The sequence below is a fragment of the Actinopolyspora lacussalsi subsp. righensis genome (assembly GCF_900116555.1).
GTDB lineage: Bacteria > Actinomycetota > Actinomycetes > Mycobacteriales > Pseudonocardiaceae > Actinopolyspora > Actinopolyspora lacussalsi.
This window is the reverse complement of the sequence record NZ_FPAT01000002.1, coordinates 226,667-252,005: the sequence shown is the minus strand read 5'-3', so window position 1 is coordinate 252,005 and position 25,339 is coordinate 226,667. Positions and strand designations below refer to the sequence as shown.

19 protein-coding genes are annotated in these 25,339 nt (G+C 68.6%); 9 read left to right on the top strand and 10 right to left on the bottom strand.

The window, feature by feature from the left end; translation table 11 throughout:
* Positions 1 to 69: 69 nt before the first annotated feature.
* Together BM394_RS04615 and BM394_RS04610 are read left to right on the top strand one after the other, a co-directional pair.
* Positions 70 to 981 (top strand): ABC transporter ATP-binding protein, encoded by a 912-nt coding sequence (locus BM394_RS04615; RefSeq protein ID WP_092974278.1) that lies wholly within the window; start codon positions 70 to 72, stop codon positions 979 to 981.
* The gene (locus BM394_RS04610; RefSeq protein ID WP_092974275.1) at positions 978 to 2,234 is read left to right on the top strand and encodes an ABC transporter permease; all 1,257 of its coding nucleotides are present in this window, start codon (positions 978 to 980) and stop codon (positions 2,232 to 2,234) included. Before BM394_RS04615 ends, BM394_RS04610 begins: the two co-directional genes overlap by 4 nt.
* A 107-nt stretch (positions 2,235 to 2,341) precedes the next feature.
* On the opposite strand, the gene BM394_RS04605 is transcribed toward BM394_RS04610, so the two are convergent.
* From BM394_RS04605 to BM394_RS04595, 3 genes are all read right to left on the bottom strand, one after another.
* Complete coding sequence (locus BM394_RS04605) at positions 2,342 to 3,646, bottom strand: citrate synthase (protein ID WP_092628874.1); 1,305 nt, start codon at positions 3,644 to 3,646, stop codon at positions 2,342 to 2,344.
* A 1,136-nt stretch (positions 3,647 to 4,782) separates the two neighbouring features.
* On the bottom strand, positions 4,783 to 5,727 hold the full coding sequence (locus BM394_RS04600; protein ID WP_092974272.1) for a carbohydrate kinase family protein: 945 nt from the start codon (positions 5,725 to 5,727) through the stop codon (positions 4,783 to 4,785).
* Positions 5,724 to 6,395, bottom strand: coding sequence for a TetR/AcrR family transcriptional regulator (locus BM394_RS04595; RefSeq protein ID WP_092974269.1), 672 nt, complete (start codon positions 6,393 to 6,395; stop codon positions 5,724 to 5,726). The genes BM394_RS04600 and BM394_RS04595 overlap by 4 nt, the downstream gene beginning before the upstream one ends.
* A 168-nt stretch (positions 6,396 to 6,563) precedes the next feature.
* Here BM394_RS04595 and BM394_RS04590 point away from each other — a divergent pair, with 168 nt between their 5' ends.
* The gene (locus BM394_RS04590; RefSeq protein ID WP_092974266.1) at positions 6,564 to 7,700 is read left to right on the top strand and encodes an acyl-CoA dehydrogenase family protein; all 1,137 of its coding nucleotides are present in this window, start codon (positions 6,564 to 6,566) and stop codon (positions 7,698 to 7,700) included.
* A 130-nt stretch (positions 7,701 to 7,830) separates the two neighbouring features.
* Here the strand turns inward: BM394_RS04590 and BM394_RS04585 are convergent, their stop codons facing one another.
* Together BM394_RS04585 and pdxH are read right to left on the bottom strand one after the other, a co-directional pair.
* Positions 7,831 to 8,760 (bottom strand): aldose 1-epimerase family protein, encoded by a 930-nt coding sequence (locus tag BM394_RS04585; RefSeq protein ID WP_092974263.1) that lies wholly within the window; start codon positions 8,758 to 8,760, stop codon positions 7,831 to 7,833.
* A 192-nt stretch (positions 8,761 to 8,952) separates the two neighbouring features.
* Positions 8,953 to 9,606: a pyridoxamine 5'-phosphate oxidase gene (gene pdxH, locus BM394_RS04580; protein ID WP_092974260.1), complete on the bottom strand. Its 654-nt coding sequence runs from the start codon at positions 9,604 to 9,606 to the stop codon at positions 8,953 to 8,955.
* A gap of 445 nt (positions 9,607 to 10,051) precedes the next feature.
* Here pdxH and BM394_RS04575 point away from each other — a divergent pair, with 445 nt between their 5' ends.
* From BM394_RS04575 to BM394_RS04560, 4 genes are all read left to right on the top strand, one after another.
* Positions 10,052 to 11,194: a citrate synthase 2 gene (locus tag BM394_RS04575; protein WP_092974257.1), complete on the top strand. Its 1,143-nt coding sequence runs from the start codon at positions 10,052 to 10,054 to the stop codon at positions 11,192 to 11,194.
* Between the two features lie 395 nt (positions 11,195 to 11,589).
* Positions 11,590 to 12,609: a cytochrome c oxidase assembly protein gene (locus BM394_RS04570; RefSeq protein WP_245779968.1), complete on the top strand. Its 1,020-nt coding sequence runs from the start codon at positions 11,590 to 11,592 to the stop codon at positions 12,607 to 12,609.
* A 213-nt stretch (positions 12,610 to 12,822) separates the two neighbouring features.
* The gene (locus BM394_RS04565; RefSeq protein WP_245779967.1) at positions 12,823 to 14,796 is read left to right on the top strand and encodes a bifunctional copper resistance protein CopD/cytochrome c oxidase assembly protein; all 1,974 of its coding nucleotides are present in this window, start codon (positions 12,823 to 12,825) and stop codon (positions 14,794 to 14,796) included.
* 212 nt (positions 14,797 to 15,008) lie between these two features.
* Entirely contained in the window at positions 15,009 to 15,302 is a 294-nt protein-coding gene (locus BM394_RS04560; RefSeq protein ID WP_092974251.1) for a DUF2218 domain-containing protein, read from the top strand.
* A gap of 369 nt (positions 15,303 to 15,671) precedes the next feature.
* Here BM394_RS04560 and BM394_RS04555 read toward each other — a convergent pair whose 3' ends face one another.
* The 4 genes from BM394_RS04555 to BM394_RS04540 form a co-directional block, all read right to left on the bottom strand.
* The gene (locus BM394_RS04555) at positions 15,672 to 18,251 is read right to left on the bottom strand and encodes an ABC transporter permease (protein ID WP_092974248.1); all 2,580 of its coding nucleotides are present in this window, start codon (positions 18,249 to 18,251) and stop codon (positions 15,672 to 15,674) included.
* Positions 18,252 to 18,257: 6 nt separating this feature from the next.
* Positions 18,258 to 18,956 (bottom strand): ATP-binding cassette domain-containing protein, encoded by a 699-nt coding sequence (locus tag BM394_RS04550; protein ID WP_092975034.1) that lies wholly within the window; start codon positions 18,954 to 18,956, stop codon positions 18,258 to 18,260.
* A gap of 508 nt (positions 18,957 to 19,464) precedes the next feature.
* Positions 19,465 to 21,750 (bottom strand): heavy metal translocating P-type ATPase, encoded by a 2,286-nt coding sequence (locus tag BM394_RS04545; protein WP_092974245.1) that lies wholly within the window; start codon positions 21,748 to 21,750, stop codon positions 19,465 to 19,467.
* Positions 21,751 to 21,823: 73 nt separating this feature from the next.
* Positions 21,824 to 22,570 (bottom strand): zf-HC2 domain-containing protein, encoded by a 747-nt coding sequence (locus BM394_RS04540; protein WP_139235131.1) that lies wholly within the window; start codon positions 22,568 to 22,570, stop codon positions 21,824 to 21,826.
* Positions 22,571 to 22,771: 201 nt separating this feature from the next.
* Between BM394_RS04540 and BM394_RS04535 the strand changes: the two genes are divergently transcribed.
* Both BM394_RS04535 and serC read left to right on the top strand, forming a co-directional pair.
* Complete coding sequence (locus BM394_RS04535) at positions 22,772 to 23,338, top strand: sigma-70 family RNA polymerase sigma factor (protein ID WP_092974239.1); 567 nt, start codon at positions 22,772 to 22,774, stop codon at positions 23,336 to 23,338.
* Between the two features lie 295 nt (positions 23,339 to 23,633).
* On the top strand, positions 23,634 to 24,779 hold the full coding sequence (serC, locus tag BM394_RS04530; RefSeq protein WP_092974236.1) for a phosphoserine transaminase: 1,146 nt from the start codon (positions 23,634 to 23,636) through the stop codon (positions 24,777 to 24,779).
* Positions 24,780 to 24,875: 96 nt separating this feature from the next.
* Here serC and BM394_RS04525 read toward each other — a convergent pair whose 3' ends face one another.
* Positions 24,876 to 25,337 carry a hypothetical protein gene (locus BM394_RS04525; RefSeq protein WP_092974233.1) on the bottom strand — a complete coding sequence of 154 codons (462 nt, stop codon included), beginning with the start codon at positions 25,335 to 25,337 and terminating at the stop codon, positions 24,876 to 24,878.
* Positions 25,338 to 25,339: the final 2 nt, after the last annotated feature.

Sequence of the window (25,339 nt, the reverse complement as noted above, 5' to 3'; positions counted from 1 at the left end):
CGGAGCACAGCACGACACGCGTGGCTGACGGCGGAACACCGTCGTCAACGACAACCGAAGGAGAATTCCGTGCCCGAAGGCGCGCTGGAGATCGACCGGATCTCCAAACGCTACGGGGACGTCGTGGCCCTCGACGAAATGTCACTCACCGTGCGAAGCGGGGAGATGCTGGGGTTCGTCGGCAGCAACGGCGCCGGGAAAACCACCACCATGCGGATCGCGCTGGGTGTGCTCGCGGCGGACTCGGGGCAGGTGCGCTACGACGACGCGCCCGTCGACCGGATGACACGCAGCCGGATCGGCTACATGCCGGAGGAACGCGGGCTCTACCCGAAGATGAAGGTGCTGGAACAGCTGCGGTACCTGGGCGAGCTGCACGGCATGGAACGCGCGGCGGCCGACCGCGCCGCGAACCGGTGGACCGAACGGCTGGAGCTGTCCGAACGCCGCGAGGACCAGCTGCAGAAACTCAGTCTGGGAAACCAGCAGCGGGTGCAGCTGGCCGCCGCGCTGATCCACGACCCGGCCGTCCTGATCCTCGACGAGCCCTTCTCCGGCCTGGACCCCGTGGCCGTCGAAGTGATGAGCACCGTGCTGCTTGAGATGCGCGACCGCGGTGTTCCGGTGGTGTTCTCCAGTCATCAGCTCGAACTGGTGCAGCGACTGTGCGACCGGGTGGGCATCGTGCGCCGCGGCAGAATGATCGCCGACGGCACCGTCGAGGAACTGCGGTCCAACGGCCCGGTGCGGTTGAACGTGCACGCGCCGGAAGCACCGCGCGACTGGGCGGAAGGGCTGCCCGGCGTGAGCGTCGAGAGCAGCGAGAACGGACACACCACACTGCGGCTCGACGACACGGCCGACGACCAGCGGGTGCTGCGTGCCGCACTGGAAACCGGCCCGGTGCACGAGTTCAGCAGAACCCGTCCCAGCCTGACCGAACTGTTCCGCGACGCCGTAACCGAGGAGCCCGACGAGTGAAACGGACACTGCACACCGTATGGCTGGTCGCCCGGCGCGAACTGCAGACCAGGGTGCGAACCCGGGCGTTCGTACTGGGAACGCTGTTCATGGCACTGCTGGTGCTGGCGTTCCCGGTGGTGACGCTCTTCGCTGGCGCTTCTAACGCACCCGAGGACGACCTGAGTGCCTCGGACAGCACGACTCGGCTGGGGATCACCCAGTCCGCGAACGGGCTCGCCGAACCGCTGGAACGGAAGGCGGGGGTGGACCTGCCCGCCATCAGCGTCCGGAAGGTCACCGACACCGAGACGGGCAAGAACCTGGTGCGCGAGGGCGAACTCGACGGGGTGGTCGCGGGAACCCCCACCGCTCCGGAGCTGTTCGTGGAAGAACACGTCTTCCCGCACCTGGAAAGAGCACTCACCACGATCACCTACAACAACCAGCTCGACGCCGAGATGTCGGACGCGGGCCTGGATCCCCGGGCGGTGCGCGACCGGGCCGGTCAGGGCGAAGTGGCGATCATCTCCATGGGGGGCTCGCAGGACGCGGCGGACGGACCGATGGCCGGGATCTCCGACGCGGAGAAGGCCCAGCGACTGATCATCGCGATGGTCTCCACCTTCCTACTGTACATGTTCCTGATCATGACCGGCCAGATGATCTCGCAGGGCGTCGTGGAGGAGAAGTCCAGCAGGGTCGTGGAGGTGTTGCTGGCGACCATCCGCAGCACCGAGCTGATGGCCGGAAAGATCGTCGGGATCGGGATCACCGGGCTGATCCAGTTCGCGGTGATCGGGGTGCTCGGGTTCGCCGCTGCCACCGTCACAGCCGTACTGACCCTGCCCACCTTCACCGTGGCGGGGCTGCTCGGCTGGGCGGTGCTGTGGTTCCTGCTCGGCTTCACGCTCTACGCGACGATGCTCGCGGCGGCTTCCTCGCTGGTCTCGCGCCAGGAGGATCTGCAGAGCGTGATAACCCCGGTGATCATGCTGCTGATCGTGCCGTTCTTCGTCGGGGTGTCGGTACTGCCGACCAATCCCGACGGCACCGCCGGGACGGTGCTTTCGATGATTCCGGGCTTCTCGCCCATGCTGATGCCGATGCGGCTCGCGCTCGGTGGGGTGCCGCTGTGGCAGGGGGCGCTCTCGGTGGTGCTCTCGCTGGTGGCGAGCGCGGCCGTGCTGTGGCTGGGCGGCCGGATCTACTCGAACGCGGTGCTGCGCACCGGAGCCAGGGTTCGGCTCAAGGACGCGCTGCGGGCTTCCTGACGCGCTCCTGAGAGGCGTGTTCGCGGGCACGAACGAGCGAACGGGCCGCTCGACCATCCGAGCGGCCCGTTCGGTGCACCTGAGCGCAACAGGATTCCGAGAAGGATTCAGCGCTCGTTCATCGGCACGTAGGCACGCTGCGCCTGGCCGGTGTAGACCTGACGCGGCCTGCTGATCTTGCGGGCGGGGTCGTCCAGCATCTCGCGCCAGTGGGCGATCCAGCCCGGCAGCCGCCCGAGGGCGAACAGCACGGTGAAGAACTTGGTGGGAAAGCCCATGGCCTTGTAGATCAGGCCGGTGTAGAAGTCCACGTTCGGGTAGAGGTTGCGCTCGATGAAGTAGTCGTCGGAGAGCGCACGCTCCTCCAGCTTGAGCGCGATGTCCAGCAGCGGATCGTTGGAGCCGAGCTTTTCCAGCACCTCGTCGGCCGTCTTCTTGATGATCCGGGCACGCGGATCGTAGTTCTTGTAGACGCGGTGCCCGAAGCCCATGAGCTTGACGCCGGGTTCCTTGTTCTTCACCCGGGACACGAAGGAGTCGACGTCTCCGCCGTCGGCGCGGATCCCCTCCAGCATGTCCAGCACCGCGCTGTTCGCGCCGCCGTGCAGCGGCCCGAACAGGGCGTTGATACCGGCCGAGATACTGGCGAACAGATTCGCCTCGGAGGAGCCGACCATCCGAACGGTCGAGGTGGAGCAGTTCTGCTCGTGATCCGCGTGCAGGATGAACAGCAGGTCCAGCGCACGAGCCATGGTCGGATCGACCTCGTACGGCTCCGCGGGGAAGCCGAACGTCATCCGCAGGAAGTTCTCCACCAGACCGAGCGAGTTGTCAGGATAGAGGAACGGCTGACCGGCGGACTTCTTGTACGCGTAGGCCGCGATCGTCGGCAGCTTGGCGAGCAACCTGTGGGTGGACAGCTCGACCTGCTGCCGGTCGAACGGATTCAGGCTGTCCTGGTAGAAGGTGGACAGCGCCGAGACCGCCGAGGAGAGCACCGGCATGGGGTGCGCGTCCCTGGGGAACCCGTCGAAGAACTTGCGCAGGTCCTCGTGCAGCAGCGTGTGCCTGCGGACCCGGTCGGCGAAGTCCTCGTACTGCTCCGCGGTGGGCAGCTCGCCGTAGATCAGCAGGTAGCTGACCTCGACGAAGTTCGACTTGTCCGCGAGCTCCTCGATGGGATAGCCCCGGTAGCGCAGAATCCCGGCATCGCCGTCGATGTAGGTGATGTCGGATTCGCAGGCCGCGGTGTTGACGAAGCCCGGATCGAGCGTCACCAAACCGGTTTTGGCCATCAACTTGTCCAAATTGACACCGGGCGCGCCTTCGGTGGGAGCGGTCACGCCCATTTCGTGCTCGCCGGCGTCGTAGCGCAGCGCGACGGTGCGTTTGGCGGTCGCGTCGTCGGGCATTCTCCGAACCTCTCGCGCTCAGTCTGGGGGGTACTGCCGCCGACCAGCGGTACGTCCGACGCCCGAGGCGCCGGGGTCACCCGTTCCCGATCGAGCGCACACGCCGGCCGGGATCACTCCGAACCGCCGCAGCACCACCCCATTGGGGTCCTGTCAGTAGTCACGCTAGACCGCGAAAGGCCTCTCACGCAGCAACGGTGTCAGCTGAAACGGGAAGGTGGGACCACGATCACACCCGTTGTTCATCCCGCCGAAGCGCACACGTCACACCTCGAGTTGTCGGCATCACAGCCCGGTTCGCGGGGAGGGGCAGGTGGGAGAGGCCGACCGCGCGAAGGACGGCGCGGGAAATCGCGCCGGAAGATCGACCACTGATCGACAACCGAATCCTCGAAAAGTGACCGACGTCACTATTTCTCTCAAGGGCATGATGCTCACTCGCACGAGTGAATCAACACTCTTTCGAGTTAACGGATCGCTTCTACGCACCACAGCAAGACCCGCTGACACCCGGGAGCACCACCGCGAGGACCCCACCTCGGAAAACACCCAACAACGCGCCACCACTCGAATACGAAACGTGATATTCACCGGGAAACATGCTGCGAATGTTTTTCACGAAAGTGTTTCGCAAACACCTGGCGTGTTCACCTGACACGAAGAGTATTGATCACTTTGCACTTCCGTGTGACAGACAAATCCCGGAAACACCACTAACTTCTTCATCGCGGCCGCAACATGAAAAACAATCGCCAAATTGAGCAAAGGAAAGCAACGTGGTCATTATTCAGTCGCTGATCGACCTCCTCGTGAACATCGACGTGCTCTGAAGCGAGGACTCCCGTCGACGATCGGCACGCCAGAAATGGCTGTGCCGGTTCCACAGGTGAGTGAGGGGCACCCCGGCTCCCAAGGGGTGCCCCTCTTTCACGTCTGTCCGAGGATCGCCGCCCCACCGGCTACCGAGTGGCTCGTTTTGCGGAACCTCCGGCACGGCTCTCGCTCCGGAGAACCCGCGGCGGTGCCGATCGCGAGAGTGCTCGGGGCTCGGCCTACGGGCGTGGTGGGAGTTCGGCACTGCGCCGCAGGGGCGCCAATTTCTCGCGAAACCGCCGCGCCGGCCGTCGGTACGCGGTTCAGAGTTCGGAGGCGTAGGGCGGTTCGGCCCCCTGGCGGGAGACCGTGACCCCGGCCGCCGCTGCCGCGAAGTTCAGCGCTGCGGTCCAGTCCGCCGCCGAAAGCCCGCGCACCGCGGCAGCGGACAACGCCCCGGCACTGCGCAACCAGCACAGCAGCGCGGCCTGAATGGTGTCCCCCGCCCCGATCGTGTCCACAACCGACGTCGCCGCGGCGGCCACCTCGACGATCCCGCCGTCCGCGGTCAACACCGCCATCCCGTCGGCGCCCCTGGTCAGCACCACCGCTGCCGGACCACGACCGAGCCAGTCCCGTAACGCCTCGAACAGCTCCGGCGATTCGACCGCCGACTCCGAGCCGGCCAGCCACGCGGCGTCCTCGACCGAGAGCTTCAACAGGTCCACCGCGGGCAACCAGCTCAGGAAACGTCGCCGGTAGGCGTCCGGGTCCTCGATCAGATCCGCCCGGATGTTCGGATCGAGCGCTGTGAACCGCCCCCGTTCGGATTCCCGGAACAGCACCCGCTCGTGCACCGAGGCTCCCGGCTCCAGCACCATCGCCAGCGTCCCGAAGGAGAGCGCCTCGACCTCCGGGGGCAGGTCACCGGGGTCCGCGACGAGCGGCGCGGCGGTGCCCTCGGTGTGGAAGCCGTACCGAGCGGATCCCCGCTCGTCCAGCTCCACCACCGCGAGCGTGGTCGGCTCCGTCCCCACCTGCACCTCGGTGGTGTCGGCACCGGCTTCGTGAAGCCGCTTCAGCAGTTCGACACCGAACCGGTCACGGGACAACCGGGTGAACATTCCCACCGGAGTCGCCAGCCTGCCCAGCGCGATGGCGACGTTGTAGGGACCGCCACCGAGTCGGGGATGCAACGGCGCGAGCTCGCCCCCACGTGCTTCACCGGGAACCAGATCGACCAGGGCCTCACCGCAGATGAGAATCAACTTTCCTCCGTACCGTCTTCTTCCGTGCTCCGCGCCGGATCGGTCTCCGAGGCGGACAGCCCTCCCACCAGGAAGTCCGAGAGCGCGTCGAAAGCCGCCGCGTCGGAAAGCCCCGTCCGCTCGGAGATCTCACCGCGTTGGATGGCCGAGAGCGTGAGTCCGACCATCTCGGCCACCAGCGCGGAGTCGACCTCGCGGAAGACACCCGTCCGCACCCCTTCGTGCACGTCCTGTCGAATCCGGTCGGCGGCCGCCCTCGCGTTGGACTCGTAACTGGCTCGGGTCGCCGGATTGCTCGCCATGTCCGCGATGAACCGCCTGCTAGCGGGGGCCAACTCGGCCGCTGCCGCCTTGAGGTACGTGCGCATCCGGGAACGCGGGTCGGTGCACTCGGCGACTCGTCGCTCGATGTTGCCGGTGGCTCGTTTGAAGAAGTGCCCCACCACGCGCACGGCGAGCTGTTCCTTGCTGTGCGCCAGCGTGTAAAGGGTGGACTTGGAGCAGTGCATGCGTCCGGCCAGCTCGTCCAGGGTGAAGTGCGCGAAGCCCTCGGCCAGGAACAGCTCGCACAGCCGGTCCAGCAGTTCCGCCCGACGGGCCCGCACAGCCGGCGTTCGGGCGGTGTCACACGGCTCGTGAGCGGTTTCCGCCGGACGGGAATGAGTCATCGTTCGAGGCTGCCACAGGCGGAGGGATGAACCGTCCCTCGGGACGGCAACAGGTCGAAACCGGTTTCGCCGAGTACTCGACAGCAGTACTATACGTCATCAACAGTACTCTATTAAGTCCTTGAGTACTCAACAGAGTACTACAAGGCACGACATCCGGGGTCTTTGATGCCAGTCGAACGAATTCTCGCCACCACCGAGGCAACCGACCTGCTCAACCTCACGAGGGACATGGCCCGGAACGAACTGGCACCGGAGGCGGCGCGCGCGGAGGAGAACGAGAGCTTCCCCCACGACAAGTTCGAGCTGCTCGGCGAAGCCGGGTTGCTGAGCCTGCCGTACCCGGAGGAGTACGGCGGGGCGAACCAGCCCTACGAGACCTACCTCCAGGTGCTGGAGGAGATCAGCAGCGCGTGGATGACCGTGGGAGTCGGCCTGTCGGTGCACACCATGTCCTGCTACCCGCTGGTCGAGTTCGGCACGGACGAGCAGCGCGAACGCTGGCTCGGCGAGATGCTCGGCGGCCACACCCTGGGCGCCTACGCGCTGTCCGAACCACAGGCCGGTTCGGACGCGGCCGCCCTGCGAACCCGCGCGGAACGGAACGGTGCCGAGTACGCGGTCAACGGCACCAAGTGCTGGATCACCCACGGCGGGGTGGCCGACTTCTACACCCTGCTGACCAGAACCTCGGACACGGAGATCAGCTGCCTGCTGGTCGACGGGAACACGCCGGGGCTCAAAGCCGGAAAACCGGAGCACAAGATGGGGCTGACCGGCTCGCCCACCACGGAACTCGTCCTCGACGACGCCCGGGTCTCGGAACAGCGGCTCGTCGGGGGCGAGGGCAACGGACTGCGCATCGCGCTGCGCGCGCTCGATTCCGGGAGGCTGGGAATCGCGGCCTGCGCCGTGGGGCTGGCACAGGCGGCGCTCGACCTGGCGGTGGGCTACGCGCGGCAACGCACGCAGTTCGGCCGATCGATCATCGACTTCCAAGGGATCGAGTTCATGATCGCCGACATGGAAGCCGCCGTGCAGTCGGCCCGGGCGACCTACCTGGACGCGGCACGGCGCCGCGACGCGGGTCGATCCTTCGGCAGGCAGGCCTCGGTGGCCAAGCTGGTCGCGACGGACGCCGCCATGAAGGTCACCACCGACGCCGTGCAGGTGTTGGGAGGTGCCGGCTACACCAGGGACTTCCCCGCGGAACGCTACATGCGCGAAGCGAAGGTGTTGCAGATCTTCGAGGGAACCAACCAGATCCAGCGGATGGTGATCGGCCGCGAGCTGGCGAAGACGTGAACCTGGTCCCGGACCGACCCGGCGACAGTACCCGCCGCACTCGCCGCACACCTCGCCAGCGGGGACGGGCCGGAAGCACTCGCACGTGCACACCCGCGGGCACCCGGTGGTTCGCGGACTACCGGGCGCCTCAGCCGATGGGGCGGAGGCCCCAACGCGCCGACCAGGTCTGCCCCTGTTCCAGCACGATCAGGTCGGTCCCGGAGTTCAACGCGTCGGGCGGGCAGGTCATCGGCTCCACCGCGACCGCCCTGCCACGCTCCGGGAAGTCGGCCGCCGTGTAGACCTGTACCCAGCCGAAAATCGGATCGGCCCACAGCTGCACGCCGTGACCGGTGGAGTCGGTCAACGAGTGCCGCACCAGCCCCGCCGGATCGTCCGGCAGCGGTGCGGCCCCGCCGAAAGCGGTGTCCAACCACACCCCGGCGAGCTTCTTGCCGGTACGAAGATCCTGCTCCTCGCCCTCCAGCCTGCGGGGTGGTCGATCGGGCAGCATCCGTTCGGGATCGATCGGCAGCACGCTGGAGGCGGACAGCCGCAGGGTGCACTCGTCGGTGGCCGCATTGCCCGCCCGCGGGTAGGGATGCACCCCGATCCCGAAGGGGACGGGACGTGAACCGAGGTTCTCCACGGTGTGCCGCACCGTCAGCCCGTGGTCGTCGACCGAGTACTCCACCGCCGTCAGCAGCGGAACCGGCCAGCCGGGCTGTGCCGGGATCATCGCGTGCAGCACCACGGCGGCGGAGGTGTGTTCCCCCACGGTCCAGGGGGTGTGCCGCAGCAGGCCGTGGATGGCGTTGTGCCGATCCGGCTCGGTCAGCGCGAGCTGCTGCGGTTCGCCCTCCAGGTTCCAGCGGCCGTCGGCGACGCGATTCGGCCACGGCACCAGTACTGCCCCGGCGGCTCCGGGCGGTAGTCGGTCGGCCTCGTAGGTCTCGCTGTAGGGAACCCCGTCGACCTCGAAAGTACGCAGCGCGGCACCCACCTCGGTGATTACCGCCCGCACGCCACCGTGAACGATCTCGAACTGGTGACCTGTAGCCGGGATGTGTTCGTTCACACGACCACTGTATGTCTTAGCCGATCAATCCCGTTAACCGTGCTGTCACCTTGATCAACCGAATCCTCCGCTCGGGCCGCCCGACGACGTGTCGGGCACCGCACGAGGAGAGCGCCCGGAGCGAGAACCCCGCACGAGGTTCCGCCACCCGAGCGGCCTGCCGGAGGAGGACCGAGAACACCGACACCCGCGTCAGGGCGCGAGCCGCCGCACCTTCCAGGTGTCGTCCTCGCGGACGAACCGCAGTCGATCGTGCAACCTGTCCGGTTGTCCCTGCCAGAACTCCACGTACTCCGGCCGGATGCGCCACCCGCCCCAGTGCGGCGGAACCGGAACCCGCTCGGAATCGGAGAACCTACGTTCGATACCGGTCAGTTTGGATTCCAGCGCGGCACGCCCGGAGACCACACAGGACTGCGGCGAGGCCCACGCGCCGAGTTGCGAACCACGGGGACGGTGGACCCAGTAGTCGGTGGTCTCCTCCTGTTTGACCTTCTCGACCGTGCCGCGCACGTTCACCTGTCGCTGCAGCGACAGCCAGGGGAAGGTAGCCGCGGCCACCCGGGTGGCGCCGAGATCGTGACTCTTGGCCGAGGTGTAGTTGGTGAAGAACACCAGGCCACGTTCGTCGATCCCCTTGCACAGCACCGTGCGCGAAGAAGGCATCCCCGAGGCGTCCGCCGTTGCCAGCACCATCGCGTTCGGTTCCGCCAGTTCCGCCCGCACCGCTTCGTCGAACCACTGTCGAAGCTGCTCGTGCCAGGTGGTGGCAAGCGACGACTCCTGAAGCGGCTCGGCATCGTAGGACACGCGCATCCCGGACAACGTGGCCTTTGCCTGCGACATCCATTCCTCCTGACTAGACCGACGTCTCAAGCGACGCCACCGCTGGGTCAAATGTGCTCGCACTGAACTGCAATGGTGCGCGATACCTCGAACGCCCGCTCGCCAGGCGAAGCGACTCCCCGAACGACGGTAAACGGAAAACGAAGCCGGGCCGAACCGCAGTTCGGTCCCGATCGATCTCGTAATCGATCCAGTCGGCTGTCGTCGTTCGGGAACGATTCCGAAACCCCCTCGAAGGCGACCACCGAGCCGGACGGGATGTGATCTTTTTCATTACTCCGCGTTTACCGGGCGCGACGATTGCCTTCACGTACCGAGTGGGTGCACTGTTACCGCTACGACATCGGCCGCGTTCCGCGACCGTGTGCCACACCACCCCGCCACGTCCCCACCGCGGCCCGCACGGGTCGACGGCACAACCGGCGACGAAGGAGACGAGGCGACGATGCCGAATCCAGTGAACAACGAAGCCACGCAAGCCGCTGTCAGCCCAGGCCTCGAGGGCGTGGTGGCGTTCGAGACCGAGATCGCCGAACCGGACCGTGACGGTGGTGCCCTGCGCTACCGCGGAGTGGACATCGAGGAGCTGGCGGGCCGGGTCTCGTTCGGCGACGTATGGGCGCTGCTGGTCGACGGCCGCTTCGGCAACGGCCTCGGCGCGGCGAGCGACGACCGACTCCCGGTGCGCAACGGCGACGTACGTGTCGACATGCAGTCGGCGCTGGCGATGGTCGCACCGACCAACGGGTTCGCCCCACTGCTGGACGTGACCGAGGAACAAGCACGCGACCAGCTGGCGTTGGCCTCGGAGCTGGCGCTGTCCTACGCGGCCCAGTCGGCCCGGGGTGCGGAACTCCCCGCGGTACCCCGCTCCGAGCTGGACGAGTGCACCACGGTCGCCGAACGATTCCTGACCTGCTGGCGCGGCGAGCCGGATCCGGCACACGTGAAGGCGCTGGATGCCTACTGGGTCTCCGCGGCCGAACACGGCCTCAACGCCTCGACCTTCACCGCGCGGGTCATCGCCTCCACCGGTGCCGACGCCGCCGCGAGCCTCTCCGGAGCCGTGGGTGCCATGTCCGGGCCACTGCACGGTGGTGCCCCCGCCCGGGTACTGCCGATGATCGAAGAGGTCGAACAGCGCGGTGACGCCCGCGCGGTGGTCGAGTCGATCCTGGATCGTGGCGACCGACTCATGGGCTTCGGGCACCGGGTCTACCGCGCGGAGGACCCCCGCGCGAGGGTACTGCGCGAAACCTGCAAACAGCTCGGTTCACCCCGGTTCGAGGTGGCCGCGGAACTGGAGCAGGCGGCACTGTCGGTGCTGGCCGAGCGGCGCCCCGATCGGCAGATCGCCACCAACGTGGAGTTCTGGGCAGCGGTGATCCTGGACTTCGCACAGGTACCGACGCCGATGATGCCCGCGATGTTCACCTGTGCTCGGCTGGCTGGCTGGTCCGCCCACGTCCTGGAGCAGAAGCGGACCGGCCGACTGGTACGTCCCTCCGCCCGCTACGTCGGACCGGGCGCACGTGAGCCGCGTGAGGTCGAAGGGTGGAGCACGGTCTCTCCCCTGGTCTCCGTTTGAGAACTTTTGCCGGCTCGGTCTCCGTAGCTCTGCCGTGGCGGAACCTCTCGCACGGCTCTCGCCGCGGGTCCGGAGACATCGGGTAGCGACCTGCACAACGTCTCCGGCGTCCTCGCGAGAGCCGCACGGGAGAACCCGCGGCGGCGCGAGCTGCGGGCGTGGTCGGGGTTCGGCCTGCGAGGGTGGTCGAGGCTCGGTTTCGGGAGCACCGTAGGCGCGGCGATTTCGCGAGAAATTGCGCCGCCCCAACAGGGAGACCACACCGCCCCGGCAGGGGACTACTCCGCCCCGGCGGGGAGAGCACACCGCCCCAGCGGGGAGGCGACGCGTGTTCCGGGACACGATCCGGGCGCCGCCCGCGCGAACGCGGCGTCCGGATGCGGGAGAGTGTCGGTGTGCACCATGTCGAAGAGCTGACATTCACCAGTGCGCTGCTGAGCTGGAAGTTCGCGTTCTGGTGGGATCTGCTGATCGTGCTGCTCGGTGTCACCTACGCCGCCGGGGTGACACGGCTCCGACGCGGGAGTCCGGGACGGCCCTGGCCCGCCCACCGCGATTGGCTGTTCGCCTCCGGGCTGGTGAGCCTGTTCGTGGCGATGAACAGCTTCGTCGCGGTCTACAGCCACGCGCTGTTCACCATGCACATGGTGCAGCACCTGATGCTGATCATGCTGGTCCCCGCCCTGCTCGTCTACGGCAAACCACTGCGGCTGTGGTCGGAGCTGGACGAGTCCGGGCGGGTGGCGCGAATCCTGCGCGGACGAGCGGTCGGCATGCTGACCCACCCGGCGTGGACCATGGTGCTGTACTCGGTGGTGCTGATCGCCACCCATCTGACCCCGTTCATGCAGGTCATGCTGCTGAACCCGTGGCTGCACCACGCCGAGAGCGTGTTGTACCTGGTTACGGGTTACCTGACGTTCCTGCCACTGCTGGGCACCGAACCGACCCGCTGGCAGCACTTCCCCTATCCGTTGCGGGTGTTCAGCGCCCTGATGGGGATGGGACCGGACACCGGTATCGGCGTGATCCTGATGATGGCCGACGATCCGCTGTTCCCCGCTTACGGGAGGATGCGCGACTGGTGGATCGACGACGGCACGCTGACCGTGTTGGCCGACCAGCGGCTCGGCGGCGGGATCATGTGGTTCTTCGGCGACGCGCTCATGGCCGTGTTCGCGCTGGTACTGGTGCGGCAGTGGATGCGTGCCAACGGCTCGGAAGCCGGTTTCGGCAACTGGCTGGAGTCCGCCAGACGCAGCGCACTCGCCGAAACCGGCGGCGAGGCCGAATCCGAGGTGGAGAGCCTGCGGACCACGGATGACCTCGACGAGGACGAGCGGGCCAGGCAGGCGTACAACGCGATGCTCGCCAGACTGGCTCGGCAGGACGAGCAGCGGAGCGGTCGACAGTAGTCACCCTGCCGGCTCGCGTTTCACGAGCCCGACTCGGCGCGACCTCCCGCTCCGTGCTCGCGGCGAATGGCGGAGACATCGAACGGGCACCGCGACCGGGCCGTCGGACCGACTCCGCGACACCCTATGCTGCCCAGCAGAAACAGTACCGGACCGCCGAAACCGGCACCGTTCGCGGTTCACAGCCCACCACCCCGATCACGAGGTCAGTTCATGTCAGGTTCCGCACCGAGCAGCCGCAGGGAAGGCGACGAAGCCGCACCGAGTGCTCCCGGCGTGATTCGCTGGGGAATGCTGGGCACGGGTTCCGCCGTGGTTCTCACGACCGTGCTGGTGCTCGCGGCGGGCAGCGGCGTCTACGCGGTACTCGGATACCCCGATCCGGGGGCGTTGACCAAACTGGGCGTCAACCTGCTGCGGTTGGTATTCGACCTCGCCGGGGCGTGCTGCCTGGGCGGGCTGGTGTTCGCCGCGTTCTTCACCGTCCCGCAACGCGGCGGGATGATCTCGCCGGACGGTTACGCGGCGCTACGGACGGCGGGCACGGCCGCGTGGTTCTGGGGCGTTGCCGGGTTGCTGCTCACGGTGTTCGACGCCGCCGACTCGGCGGGGCAGTCGGTCACCGACAGCCTGACGCCCGGCGCGTTGTCGGGGCTGTTGGAAGCACTGGACGTTCCGAAGGCGTGGCTGCTCTCCGCGCTGCTCGCGCTGGTACTGGCTGTCGCGTGCCGTTCGACGCTGCGGTGGCGCACCACGATCGGGCTGACCGTGCTGGCGGGGTTGACGCTGCTGCCTCCGGTGCTGGTCGGGCACTCCGCCTCCAACGGAGGACACGACTTCGCCTCCGACAGCATGGTCTTCCACGTGGTGGCGGCCGCGTTGTGGCTGGGAGTGCTGTTCGCCGTGCTCGCCCACGCTCGCAGGCGGGGAGCGAACCCGGAAATCGTGGCGCGGCGTTACCGGAAGCTCGCCGCGACGTGCTGGGGTTTGCTGGCGGCCTCCGGTGCCATCGGCTCGCTGATACTGGCACCGATCCGGATGTGGCTGGGCACCCAGTACGGGGCGCTCGTGCTGTGCAAGATCGGGCTCCTGCTGCTGGTGGGGCTGGTTTCGGTGCCGTTGCGACGTCGGATCACCCGGTCCGCGCTGGATCGCCACAGGGGGATGCTGCGCCTGGCTGGGGCCGAGCTGGCGCTGCTGCTGGCCACGGTGGGGATCTCGATGGGAATGGCGCACGTTCCGCCGCCCAACCTGCTCGATCGGGACGCCACCGCCATGGACCTGCTCATCGGCTACGACCTTCCGGAGTTTCCGAGCTTCTGGCAGCTGGTCACCCACTGGAGGTTCGACCTACTGCTGGGCACGGCCGCCGTGGTGCTGGCGGTGAGCTACCTGACGGGGGTGCGCCGGTTGCGCGCGCACGGACAGCGCTGGCCGGTGGGGCGCACGGTGAGCTGGTTGGCGGGCTGCCTGGCGGTGCTGGTGGCCAGCTCCTCCGGGGTGGGAAGCTACGCACCTGCCACCTTCGGGGTGCACATGACGGCCCACCTGCTGCTCAACATGCTGGGCCCGGCCCTGCTCGTACTGGGGACGCCGGTGAACCTGTGCCTGCGGGCACTACCTCGTGCGCGCCGGGGTGAACCGTACGGACCGAGGGAATGGCTGCTCGGGATCGTGGACTCGCCCGTTTCGAGGTGGTTGAGTCACCCGGTGCTGGCCTCGCTGTTGCTGGTGGGCTCGCTCTACGCGCTGTACCCGACCGGCCTGTTCCAGCTGGTCATGCAGGAGCACTGGGCTCACACGATCATGAACGTCTATTTCCTGGGGAGCGGCTATCTGTGGTTCTGGTCGATACTCGGCATCGACCGCACCCCCCGTCGGGTGCCGCAGCTGGCACGACTGGGCGTGACGCTGGGCATGATGCCCGCCCTGGCCTTCTTCGGCGTGCTGGTGCTGAGCATGTCCGAGCCGATCGCGGGCAACTACTACCGCACACTGGACCTGCCGTGGTCGGTGGATCCGATGGCCGCGCAGCAGGCGGGAGCGCTGATCGGCTGGCTCGGCGGTGAGGTTCCGCTGCTGCTGGTACTGGTCGTGCTGCTCCGGAAGTGGCACCGGGAGGAGGGCGACGATGACGACGCCGACTACCGGGGGATGCTCGCACGGCTGGAATCCACCAGGAGCTGAGCGGATCCGACGGGATCCTGGTGAACCGACCGCCCCTGGTGTGAACCGGTCGGCGTGCGTCGACAGCGGCGGTCATCGACAGCGGCCAACCCGGTGTGGCCGGATTCTCGCCTCGACACGGCGGATCGGTGATCGTGTGCACGGCGAACACCGGAGTACCGTGAGTTCGGTAAGGCATACCTTAACCGAAACCACGTCGAGCGAGAGACAAGATGCTGACCTCACAGGCGGAAGTGACCACCGAACGGCCACAGCGATACCTGTCACAACTTTGCAAGCACTTCGCGCACAAGGTCGACAGCGAGCACGACGAGGTAACCGGGCGCGTGGAGCTCGACGTCGGAACGTGCGAGATGCGGGCCGAGGGGCGGACCCTGCTGTTGCGGGCGCGTGCCGCTGACCGGGAAGGGGTCGACCGGGTCAAACAGGTGGTCGGAACCCATCTGGAACGGTTCGGAACCCGGGACGAGCTGGAAGTCCACTGGACCGATGTCGAGGGGAGTTGACCTCTCCCGCTACGTAGCTGGCATCCGCCTCACACACCAGAGGCCCCATGCGCTGCGACCCGCACGGTCGCGTCCCGACGGCGGTGCGGGGGCGTCGATTTCTCGCTAAATCACCGCCCCGTGCGGCGGTGTGGCACCGGCTCCGTCGATTTCTCGCGAAATCGCCGCGCCGGTGGGCGCGAGCCCCGGTGCCGAACTCCAACCACCCGCGCGGACGGCACCGCCGCGATTCTCCGGTGCGGCCCTCGCCAGGAAGGCCCGACGTCGGGTAGATCGCTACCCGATGTCGGGCATCCCCGGAGCGAGAGCCGTGCCGGAGGTTCCGCCACGGAACCCGCTACGGAAATCGAGCTGTGACGATGCGGCTCGTCACTCCTCGGAGAGGGCGGCGGCCGGTTGGGCCTTGGCAGCACGGCGCGCGGGGAGCACCGAGGCCAACACGCCCGCTGGTATGGCACAGCCGATCACCAGGAGCAGTCGTGCCCAGGGCACGGCGAACGAGACCGGCAGCCCGATGTTCTCGAACATCGCCGCCACCCCGCCGAAGGCGAACAGCACTCCTACCAGGGCTCCCAGCACCGTACCGACCACGGCCAGCAGCACCGCCTCCAGCGCCAGGGTCCCCCGCAGCTGACCACGGGTCAGTCCCAGCGCGCGCAGCAGCGCGGACTCCCTGCCGCGTTCCAGCACCGACAGCCCGAGCGTGTTGGCGATACCGACCACGGCGATGATGACCGCGACCGCCAGCAGACCGGTGACGATCAGCAGCAGCGTGTCGAGCACTCGGGTGAACTGCGCACGCATCTGCACCGCTCCCCCGACGTCCACGGGCGTCGAGGCGCTCTCCTCCGCCAACGAGTTCAGCTCGCCGGTGTAGCCCGGCATGTAGGTGTCGGAGGTGGCGCGGGCCCAGATCTCGGTGGTGCTGGTCTCGGCCCCCGTAGCGGCCAGATCGGAACGTGTCAGCAGGAATCCGGACTGAATCAGCTTGGTGGTCTCCAACCGGAACGTGGCGGAACCGTCCCCGATGGGCAGTTCCACGCGCTCACCCCGCGACCACCCCATGGCGGAGAGGACATTCTTGTTCACCAGCGCGGTTCCCTGCCGCAGCGTTTGCCCTCCGTGTCGGGAGACCTCGGTCAGCTTCGCGGGCTCGATCCCCGTCGCTCGGAAGGTCAACGGAGCCATTTCCTCGCGGTCGACGCCTTCCGGCATACTCGATTCCGGCCGCTCCATCTCGAAACCTGTGCCGGACAGGACGGCGGTGGCCGCCGTGCCGTCCAGGGCCGCGAGGCGCTGCCCCACCCCTTCGGGTACCGGTTGTCCCCGCTCCTCGGCGGCGATCTTCACGTCCACCGGGTAGCGCTGGTCGATCTGCTCGTTGGCGCTGTGCCGCGCACTGGCGGTCCCGGTGAGCAGCAGCACGATCAGCCCGACGCCGATCATCAGCGCGGTGCTGGTGGAGGAGGCCCGGTAGGGATTTCGGACAGCGTTGCCGCTGGCGAGCGTGCCCGTCGGCCCGAGCGAACGCAGCAGGTACCCGAACGCCCTGGCGACAGCGGGAATGAGCGTGGGGGTGAACAGCAGCACTCCCAGCACGGCCACGAGTCCGCCGGGCACCGCCATGGCCATCGATCCGAGCAGAGCACCGCCGAACAGCAGTCCGGCGCCCAGCACGGTGCACACCACGGCGGAGACCAGTCGCGCCCGACCGATCCGGCGGGATGCCTGCTCGTCCGGGACGGGACGCAACGCGGCCAGCGGGGCGACCCGCATGGCGCGCGCGGCGGGTGCCAACGAGGCCAGGAAGGTCACCAGCAGTCCGGCGGCCACGGGCGCGGTCAGCGCCAGCGGGGTGATGCCGAGCGAACCGAAGTCGACCGGGGAGTCGGTCAGCCCCAGCGGCCAGCTCACCGTGGCTGAGACCAGCACGCCGAACACCGTGCCGATCACCGAGGTGACCAGCCCCACCAGCAGTGCCTCGAACAGCGCCGAGCGGCGGATCTGTCCCCGGGTGGCCCCGACGCACCGCAGCAGTGCGTACTGCCTGCTTCGTTGGGCGTGCAGCACCGAGAAGGTGTTGACGATGACGAACCCGGCCACGAACAGCGCGATCGCGCCGAACGGCAGCAGCACCGCGTTCAACCCGGCGGCCACGCTCCCGCTGAACATCCGGACCGCGTACTCGGCCTGTTCCTCTCCGGTTCGGACCTGAACGTACTGGCCGGTGTCGAGCTCGCCGCGCAACCGGTCGAGCACGGCCGAGGTATCGGCGCCGTCGGCCAGCAGCAGGTCGATCGCGCGGTAGTCGGTGGTCCCGAGTTCGTTCAGCAGCTCCTGGGGGGCGAAGACCGTGACGCGGCTTCCCCCCGTGAGCAGGCTGCTCCCGACGTCCACCAGTCCCGAGACGGTGACCTCGCGCTTCGGCGGTGTCTTCTCGGTCTCTCCCTCGCGAGCCGAGACGTACCGGGGCTGCTGGAGGGTGATGGTGTCTCCCGGGGAGATGTTCGCCGAGTCGGCGGCACGCTCGCTGAGCACCACCTCGTCAGCGGAGCCGGGATAGTTTCCCCGGGCGAGCTCGTACCAGCGCAACGACTGTTGTTCGGGAAGTCGGCTCACCTCCACCGAGTAGCGCTCGCCCGCCCAGGAGGCGTTGGCGTAGCTCTCGGTCCTGGGCACGGCGGCTGCTACGCCTCCGGTTTCCCGGATCTCCCGGAGGCGCCGCTGCTTCTCGTCGCCCTCCTGCTCCGCTCTCCCGGCCGTGTTGTCCGTGACGACGACGTCGGCGGACAGGTTGGGAGCCGCCACCATGTGCCGTACGGAGGACTGCATGGTGCCGGTGAACACGAGGGTGGCGGCGACGAAGCCGACGCCCAGCACGATGGCGAGTCCGGCCGCCGAGAGCCGTCCGATGTTGTGTCGCAGTTGTAGCAGGGTGTTGCGCAGCACGAGACTTCACCCACCCAACCGGCGCAGCGAGTCGAGCACGGCTTCCTGGGTGGGCTCCTCGATCCGGCCCGCGATGTTGCCGTCGGCCAGCAGCACCACGCTGTCCGCGTGGGACGCGGCGACCGGATCGTGGGTGACCATCACCACCGTCTGGCCGAACTGGCGCACCGAACCGCGCAGGAACTCCAGCAGGTTCGCGCCGGACTTCGAGTCCAGCGCACCGGTGGGTTCGTCGGCGAAGACGACCTCGGGGCGCGTGATCAGGGCGCGGGCCACCGCGACCCGCTGCTGCTGCCCGCCGGAGAGCTCGCTGGGCCGGTGGCGCAACCGCTGGGCGATGCCCAGCGCATCGGTGAGGTCGTTCAGCCACTGCCGGTCGGGTTTGCGACCGGACAGCTCCAGCGGCAGCAGGATGTTCTGCTCCGCCGTCAGAGTGGGAAGCAGGTTGAACGACTGGAACAGGAAGCCGATCCTGTCCCGCCTCGTGAGGGTGAGCTGCTTGTCCGAGAGACCGGTCAGGTCGGTCTCACCCAGCATCACCCGACCCGAGGTCGGCGTGTCCAGCCCGGCCAGGCAGTGCATCAGGGTGGACTTGCCGGAACCGGAGGGCCCCATGATCGCGCTGAACCGTCCGCCCGCGAAACCGATGTCGACGTTGTCCAGCGCTCGGACCCCGGCCTCACCGCTGCCGTAGACCTTGACCAGTGCCGATCCGCTGGTTGCCGATTCCGGTACTGATTCGGCGAGTTGTCCGGCGAAGCCTTGCTGTCCGTTGACTCCGCCCTGTTCCGAAGGGACGGCCGCGGGTTGCTGCGACCCGTTCGGGAAACTCACGTGATTCCCCCATTGTGGTATCTGAATTGCGAAACTGACTCTAACGTGACGCTCCGGACACGGAGGGCCACGCGTGACGTTCGGAAGACGCGCTAGGGAACAGCCCGGTTGTCGAGCCCTACGACCACCTCGGGCGAGCGACAGCACCGAGAGCGCGCGGCGAGGCCCTCGGCTGATCCACTCGACGCGGATTCGCCGGGGCGGGTTCCGACCTCCGGAACCCGCTCCGCGGGACTTCGCGACTCTCCGCTGTGCACTGTCCCCAGTAAACGGATCGAACTCGTGAACCGCTTCCGGGAAAGCCCCCAGACACCCCGGAACCTCCCCGGAGGGAACCCCGAGGCGGGGCTCCCCGAACCGGACACTCCGGGGAGCGATTTCACGCGGGGGTGAACCGGCGCAACCGCAGACTGTTGGAGACGACGAAGGCCGAGGACAGCGCCATGGCCGCGCCCGCGATCAGCGGGTTGAGCAGTCCGCACACGGCCAGCGGCACGGCGGCCAGGTTGTAGCCGAACGCCCAAACCAGGTTGCCCCGGATGGTGCCGAGCGTCCGCCTGGCGAGTTTCACGGAGTCCGGCACCGCCGTCAGCTCCTCGCGGACCAGGATGAGATCGGCCGCCGAGATGGCCACATCCGTGCCCGCCCCCACCGCGAGCCCCAGTTCCGCCGTGGCCAGTGCGGGCGCGTCGTTGACCCCGTCGCCGACCATCGCCACCCGGCGCCCTTCGGCGCGCAGTCCTTCGATCGCCTCGACCTTCTGGTCCGGGAGCACGTCGGCGACGACCTCGCCGATCCCCACCTCCTCGGCGACGGAACGAGCCGTGGCCTCGTTGTCACCGGTCAACAGCACGGTCCGCATCCCGAGCCGCCGCAGCTCGGCCACAGCGGCCGGGGCCGAGGGCTTGACCGCGTCGGCGAGTCCGAGCACCGCCACCACGACTCCGTCCCGCGCGACGAGGACGGTGGTCCTCCCGCCGTGCTGCCACTCCGCGTGGTGTCGCCGCACGTCCTCCGGAACGGTGATCCCGTTGTCGGTGAACAGCTTCGCCCTGCCCGCCAGCATGTGGTGTCCGTCCACCTCGCCGTGCGCGCCCAGTCCGGGATCGTTGGCGAACCCCTCGACAGCGGGCAGTTCCACGCCCTCCCCGAGCTCGGCGCGCGCGGCGGAGGTGATCGCGGCGGCGACCGCGTGTTCGGAGGCGTGCTCCAGTCCGCCCACCAGTCGAAGCACCTCGGACCGCGCCACACCGGCGACGCAGTACACCTCCCCGAGGGTCATGCTGCCGGTGGTGACCGTGCCGGTCTTGTCGAACACCACCGTGTCGACCGTCCTGGTGGACTCCAGGGCCTGATACCCCTTGAGGAAGATGCCGAGCTGCGCACCACGTCCGGAAGCGGCCATCAGCGCGGTCGGCGTGGCCAGTCCCAGCGCGCACGGACACGCGATGACCAGCACCGAGAGCGCGGCCGTGAAGGAGCGCTCGGCCGAGCCGCCGAGCAGCAGCCAGCCGAGCAACGTCAGCACGGCCAGCCCGAGCACGGCGGGCACGAAGTAGGCCGAGATCCGATCGGCCAACCGCTGGACGGCGGCCTTGCCGCTCTGCGCCTGTTCGACCAGTCGCATCATCCCCGCGAGCTGGGTGTCCCGACCGACCCTGGTCGCCTCGGTGAGCAACCAGCCGGTGGCGACCGTGGTTCCTCCGGTGACCTCGTCGCCCTCGACGACCTCGGCGGGCACCGACTCCCCGGTCATCGAGCTGCGGTCCACGGCGGCTCCGCCACGCACCACGCGCCCGTCGGTGGCGATGGTTCCGCCTGGGCGGGTGACGAACCGATCCCCGACCCGCAGTCGTTCGACCGGCACCTCCCGGTGCGTGCCGTCCTCGTCCCGCACCAGAGCGGTCTTGGCTCCGAGCCGGGCGAGGGCGCGCAACGCGCCGCCCGCTCTGCGCTGCGCCTTGGCCTCGAAGTAGCGCCCGGCCAGCACGAAGGTGGTCACTCCGGCCGCCACTTCCAGGTAAGCGGCACCGTCGGTGTTGAGCAGCAGCCACAGCCCGGAGGCGTCGGCGGGCGCGGCGCTCGGCGCGAACATCGCGTAGAGCGACCACACGCTCGCCGCGGTGATCCCGATGGAGACCAGCGTGTCCATCGAGGAGGAACCGTGCCGGGCGTTGCGCAGCGCGGCGCGGTGGAACGGCCAGGCGGCCCAGCCCGCCACGGGAAGCGCGAGCACGATGATCAGCCACTGCCAACCGGGGAAGCGGGCTTCGGGAAGCACCGTGAACAGGATCGCCAGGTCGGCCAGCGGCACGAACAGCACGACCGAGACGACGAGCCTGCGCCACAGGTCGCGCAGCCGGGCACGGGAGTCGTCCGGGCTCTCCTCGGCTGGGCGCAGCACCTCGGCCCCGTAGCCTGCCTTGGTCACCGTCTCGGTCAGCAACTCGTCGGCGGCGCCCGCCGGGGCGGTGACGCTGGCACGGGCGGCGGCGTAGTTGACGCTGGCGTGCACACCGTCGAGTTTGTTGAGCTTGCGCTCCACCCTGTTGGCGCACGCCGCACAGGTCATGCCGCTGACGGCCAGCTCGACGCTGCGTCGCTGTTCGGCGGAGCCGCGTCGCTGTTCGGCGGACTCGGTTGAGGTGTCCGCGGACGTCGTCATCCGACCACCTTTCGTGCGGTTCACCGCGACCGGCGAAACTCCCTCCAGCTTGAACCATGCCGTCCGTCACGTCTCACGCGCTCTCCCGGTACGCCACGGGCGGCGGGGACGATTCGGTCCTCCCCCCGTCGAGCGCGCTCGTGGCGGTGTCCTCCGCCACCCCGCGCTCGGCACCGTCGCCGGGGGACCGGCTTCCGCTCGCGGGCACCCGGTCCGAGCCGTGCAGCAGCGCCAGCACCGCCACCAGTACCAGCCCGAGCAACACCGGCAGGTGTGAAATCACCCGTTCGGGGCCGACGCGGCCGGTGACCAGATCCACCAGGCACAACGCGCCGAGCACGCCGGTGAAACTCGCCAGCACCGGCAGGTGCGCGGCCGCGTGCCTGGCACGCAGCGCCACCCAGGCCAACGCGACCGCCACCGCGGCGTTCCAGGCGCCCGTCTCGTGATCGATGTGCGGCATCGTCGACCGGGCCCCGTCGCCCACGCGAACTCCGACGCCGGTGAGCTGCAGCAGGGCCACCCCCAACTGAACCACCGCCACCAGTGCCAGCAACCAGCGCAGGGCGGTTCGCGGTCGCCTCCCCGCCGCACCGCGCAGCCGGTCCAGCAACCGGGGCCGCAGGGCCGGCAGCACGGCTCCGGTGACGTCGGGGCCGGGCTCGGCGGGCATGATCCGCACCGCCCGGTGCAACTCGTCGAAACCCGCTCGGCGCCGTTCGCACTCGGCACAGCCCGCCAGGTGCTGCCGCACCAGTCGACGCTGCTCCTCGGTGGCCGCCCCGTCGAGCTCGGCGGAGAGGATCTCGACACTCGTCACGCAGTCCACACCGTGCTGGTCGTCGGTGACCTCCCGGTAGTTCCCGGCTCCCGTGCCGAAGATCGAGGGGACACGCGTATCGTGCTCTCACGGTAACGACGGTTCACGCCCGCCGAGTCGGCATCACCGCGGCTTACGTGGTCGAGTGAGCCGAACAACCGTGGCAGCGGGCCCGGGCCCGAAGTTCATTGGATATTGGGCGTGGACGACCAGGAACTCACACGCTGCGCGCTGGCGGCGAAACAGGGGGACACCGACGCCGCGACCAGGTTCGTGCACGGCACGCAGCGTCAGGTCTGGCAGTTGCTGCGGCATCTGGCGGACGCGCACGTCGCGGAGGATCTCACCCAGGAGTGCTACCTGCGCGCGTTCCGCTCGCTGGCCAGCTACCGCGGCCGCTCCTCGGCGCGCACCTGGCTGCTGTCGATAGCTCGCAGGGTCGCCGCCGACCACATCCGGCACCGCGACCGCCGCCCACGCACGGCCGACATCGACGACTGGCAGCTCGCGGCGGAACGGGTCCAACCGCGAAGCCTCTCGATACCGGAGGGATACGCGCTGCGCAGCGCGCTGGAGGCCCTCGACGAACGGCGCAGGGAGGCCTTCGTGCTGACCCAGCTGGTCGGGCTCAGCTACGAGGAGACCGCCGAGGTGGCGGGCTGCCGCACCGGCACGATCCGTTCCAGGGTGGCCCGGGCCCGCGCCGACCTGATCGACCGGCTCCACGAGTATGATACGGATCACAGCGCGAGTTCCGGGGGATCGTAGCCCTTTTCCGGTCTCAGCCGGTGTTCCGGCCGGACGGGGACGGTCGCGCCGGTCGGTTTCGCTCGGGTGACACCGGGCTCGTCGCGGTAGCCAAGGGGGCGACGGAGGCAGTAAGTTGCCCGCGGCTGGTTCACACCGGCGGCACGGTGGCGCGATCCGTCGGACCGCGCCGGCGGTGTGCGCCCAGCCGTGCTTGAGCCGGCAACGGCGCCGGTCATCTGGCCAACTTCGTGCATGTTCGCAAGCGGCCCTCGAACGGGCCGAAACCAACACAACAAGGACCGGAGGCGCCGGCATGACGCAGGCCGAAACCAACATCGACCCGACGACGCTGCGGTTGCCAGCTGAACTGATCCCGTCCGACGGACGGTTCGGATGCGGACCGTCGAAGGTCAGGCCGGAGCAGTTGACGCGGCTCGCGAACGAGGGTGCCGACGTGATGGGCACCTCGCACCGGCAGAAACCGGTGAAGTCGCTCGTCGGACGCGTGCGGGAAGGTCTCCGCCAGCTCTTCTCCCTTCCGGAGGGCTACGAGGTGGTCCTCGGTGTCGGTGGCACCACCGCCTTCTGGGACGCCGCCACCCTGGGCCTCGTACGGCAGCGTGCGCTGCACCTGACCTACGGCGAGTTCTCCGAGAAGTTCGCGAAGGCGACCAAGTCCGCCCCGTTCCTGGACGACTCGATCGTCGTCAAGGCCGATCCGGGCGATGCTCCCGATCCGGTGTCCGACCCGAAGGCCGACCTGATCGCCTGGGCGCACAACGAGACCTCCACCGGCGTGATGCTGCCCCCGAGCCGCCCCGCCGGGTCCGAGAACTCGCTGATCGCGGTGGACGCCACCTCCGGCGCGGGCGGGTTGCCGTTCAACCCCGCGGACGTGGACGTCTACTACTTCGCACCGCAGAAGTGCTTCGCCTCGGACGGCGGCCTGTGGATCGCGGCGATGAGCCCGGCCGCGCTGGAGCGCGTGGGCGAGATCGGTGGTTCGGACCGCTGGATTCCGGAGTTCCTCTCGCTGACCACGGCGCTGGACAACTCCCGCAAGGACCAGACCTACAACACCCCCGCCGTCGCCACGCTGTTCCTGCTGGCCGACCAGATCGAGTGGATGCTCGAACAGGGCGGGCTGGACTGGTGCGTGCGGCGCACCGGTGAGTCCTCGCGCCGCGTGTGCTCGTGGGCCGAGTCCTCGGACTTCGCCTCCCCCTTCGTCGCCGACCCGGCCAAGCGTTCCCAGGTGGTCAACACCATCGACTTCGCCGACTCGATCGACGCGGACGCCGTGGCCAAGGCGCTGCGCGCGAACGGGATCGTGGACACCGAGCCCTACCGCAAGCTCGGCCGCAATCAGCTGCGCATCGGCACCTTCCCCGCCGTCGAGCCGGACGACGTCACCAAGCTGACGCAGGCGATCGACTGGATCGCGGGCAAGCTCGGCTGATCCGGGCGCGCGTTCCCCCGGGGCGGTCCGAGCCTCCCCGGGGGAACGGGACGTGCAGACTTCCCCGGGCGGGGGCGAACCACCTCGGCCCCCCGTTCACTGATCGATCTCGGTGGAGATCAGCGGCCTAGTGCCGTCACAAACCACGGTGATCTCCACTTCCGTGTCCTCGGACTCGAAGGTGAGTTCGGCTTCCTCGACCGGACCGTCCCGTACCTCCCGGGCACGGAACCCCTGGGCCGGGCTCCAGGAGCGCAACGAGGCCAACTCGCCCGGGGAACAACCGGCAGTCACCGTTCCTCCCGGCGTCCGGTCCACCTCCGCCGAACCAGCGCCGTCGGCATCCGGCTGCTCGGCACCTCCCCCCGTCGTACTGGGAGCGGGACGTGCGAGCTCTCGTCGCACCTGTTCCGGGGAGGTCATCGGCGGTCCACCGTCGAGGATGCCGCGCCCCAGAGCGGAGACCGCGGCCAGTCCCACCCCCACCGCGAGCGCGGCGGCGCAGCACCACCCCAGCACGGCCAGCGCCGTGCGGCCCCTTCCGGTGGGAGGTCTCATGA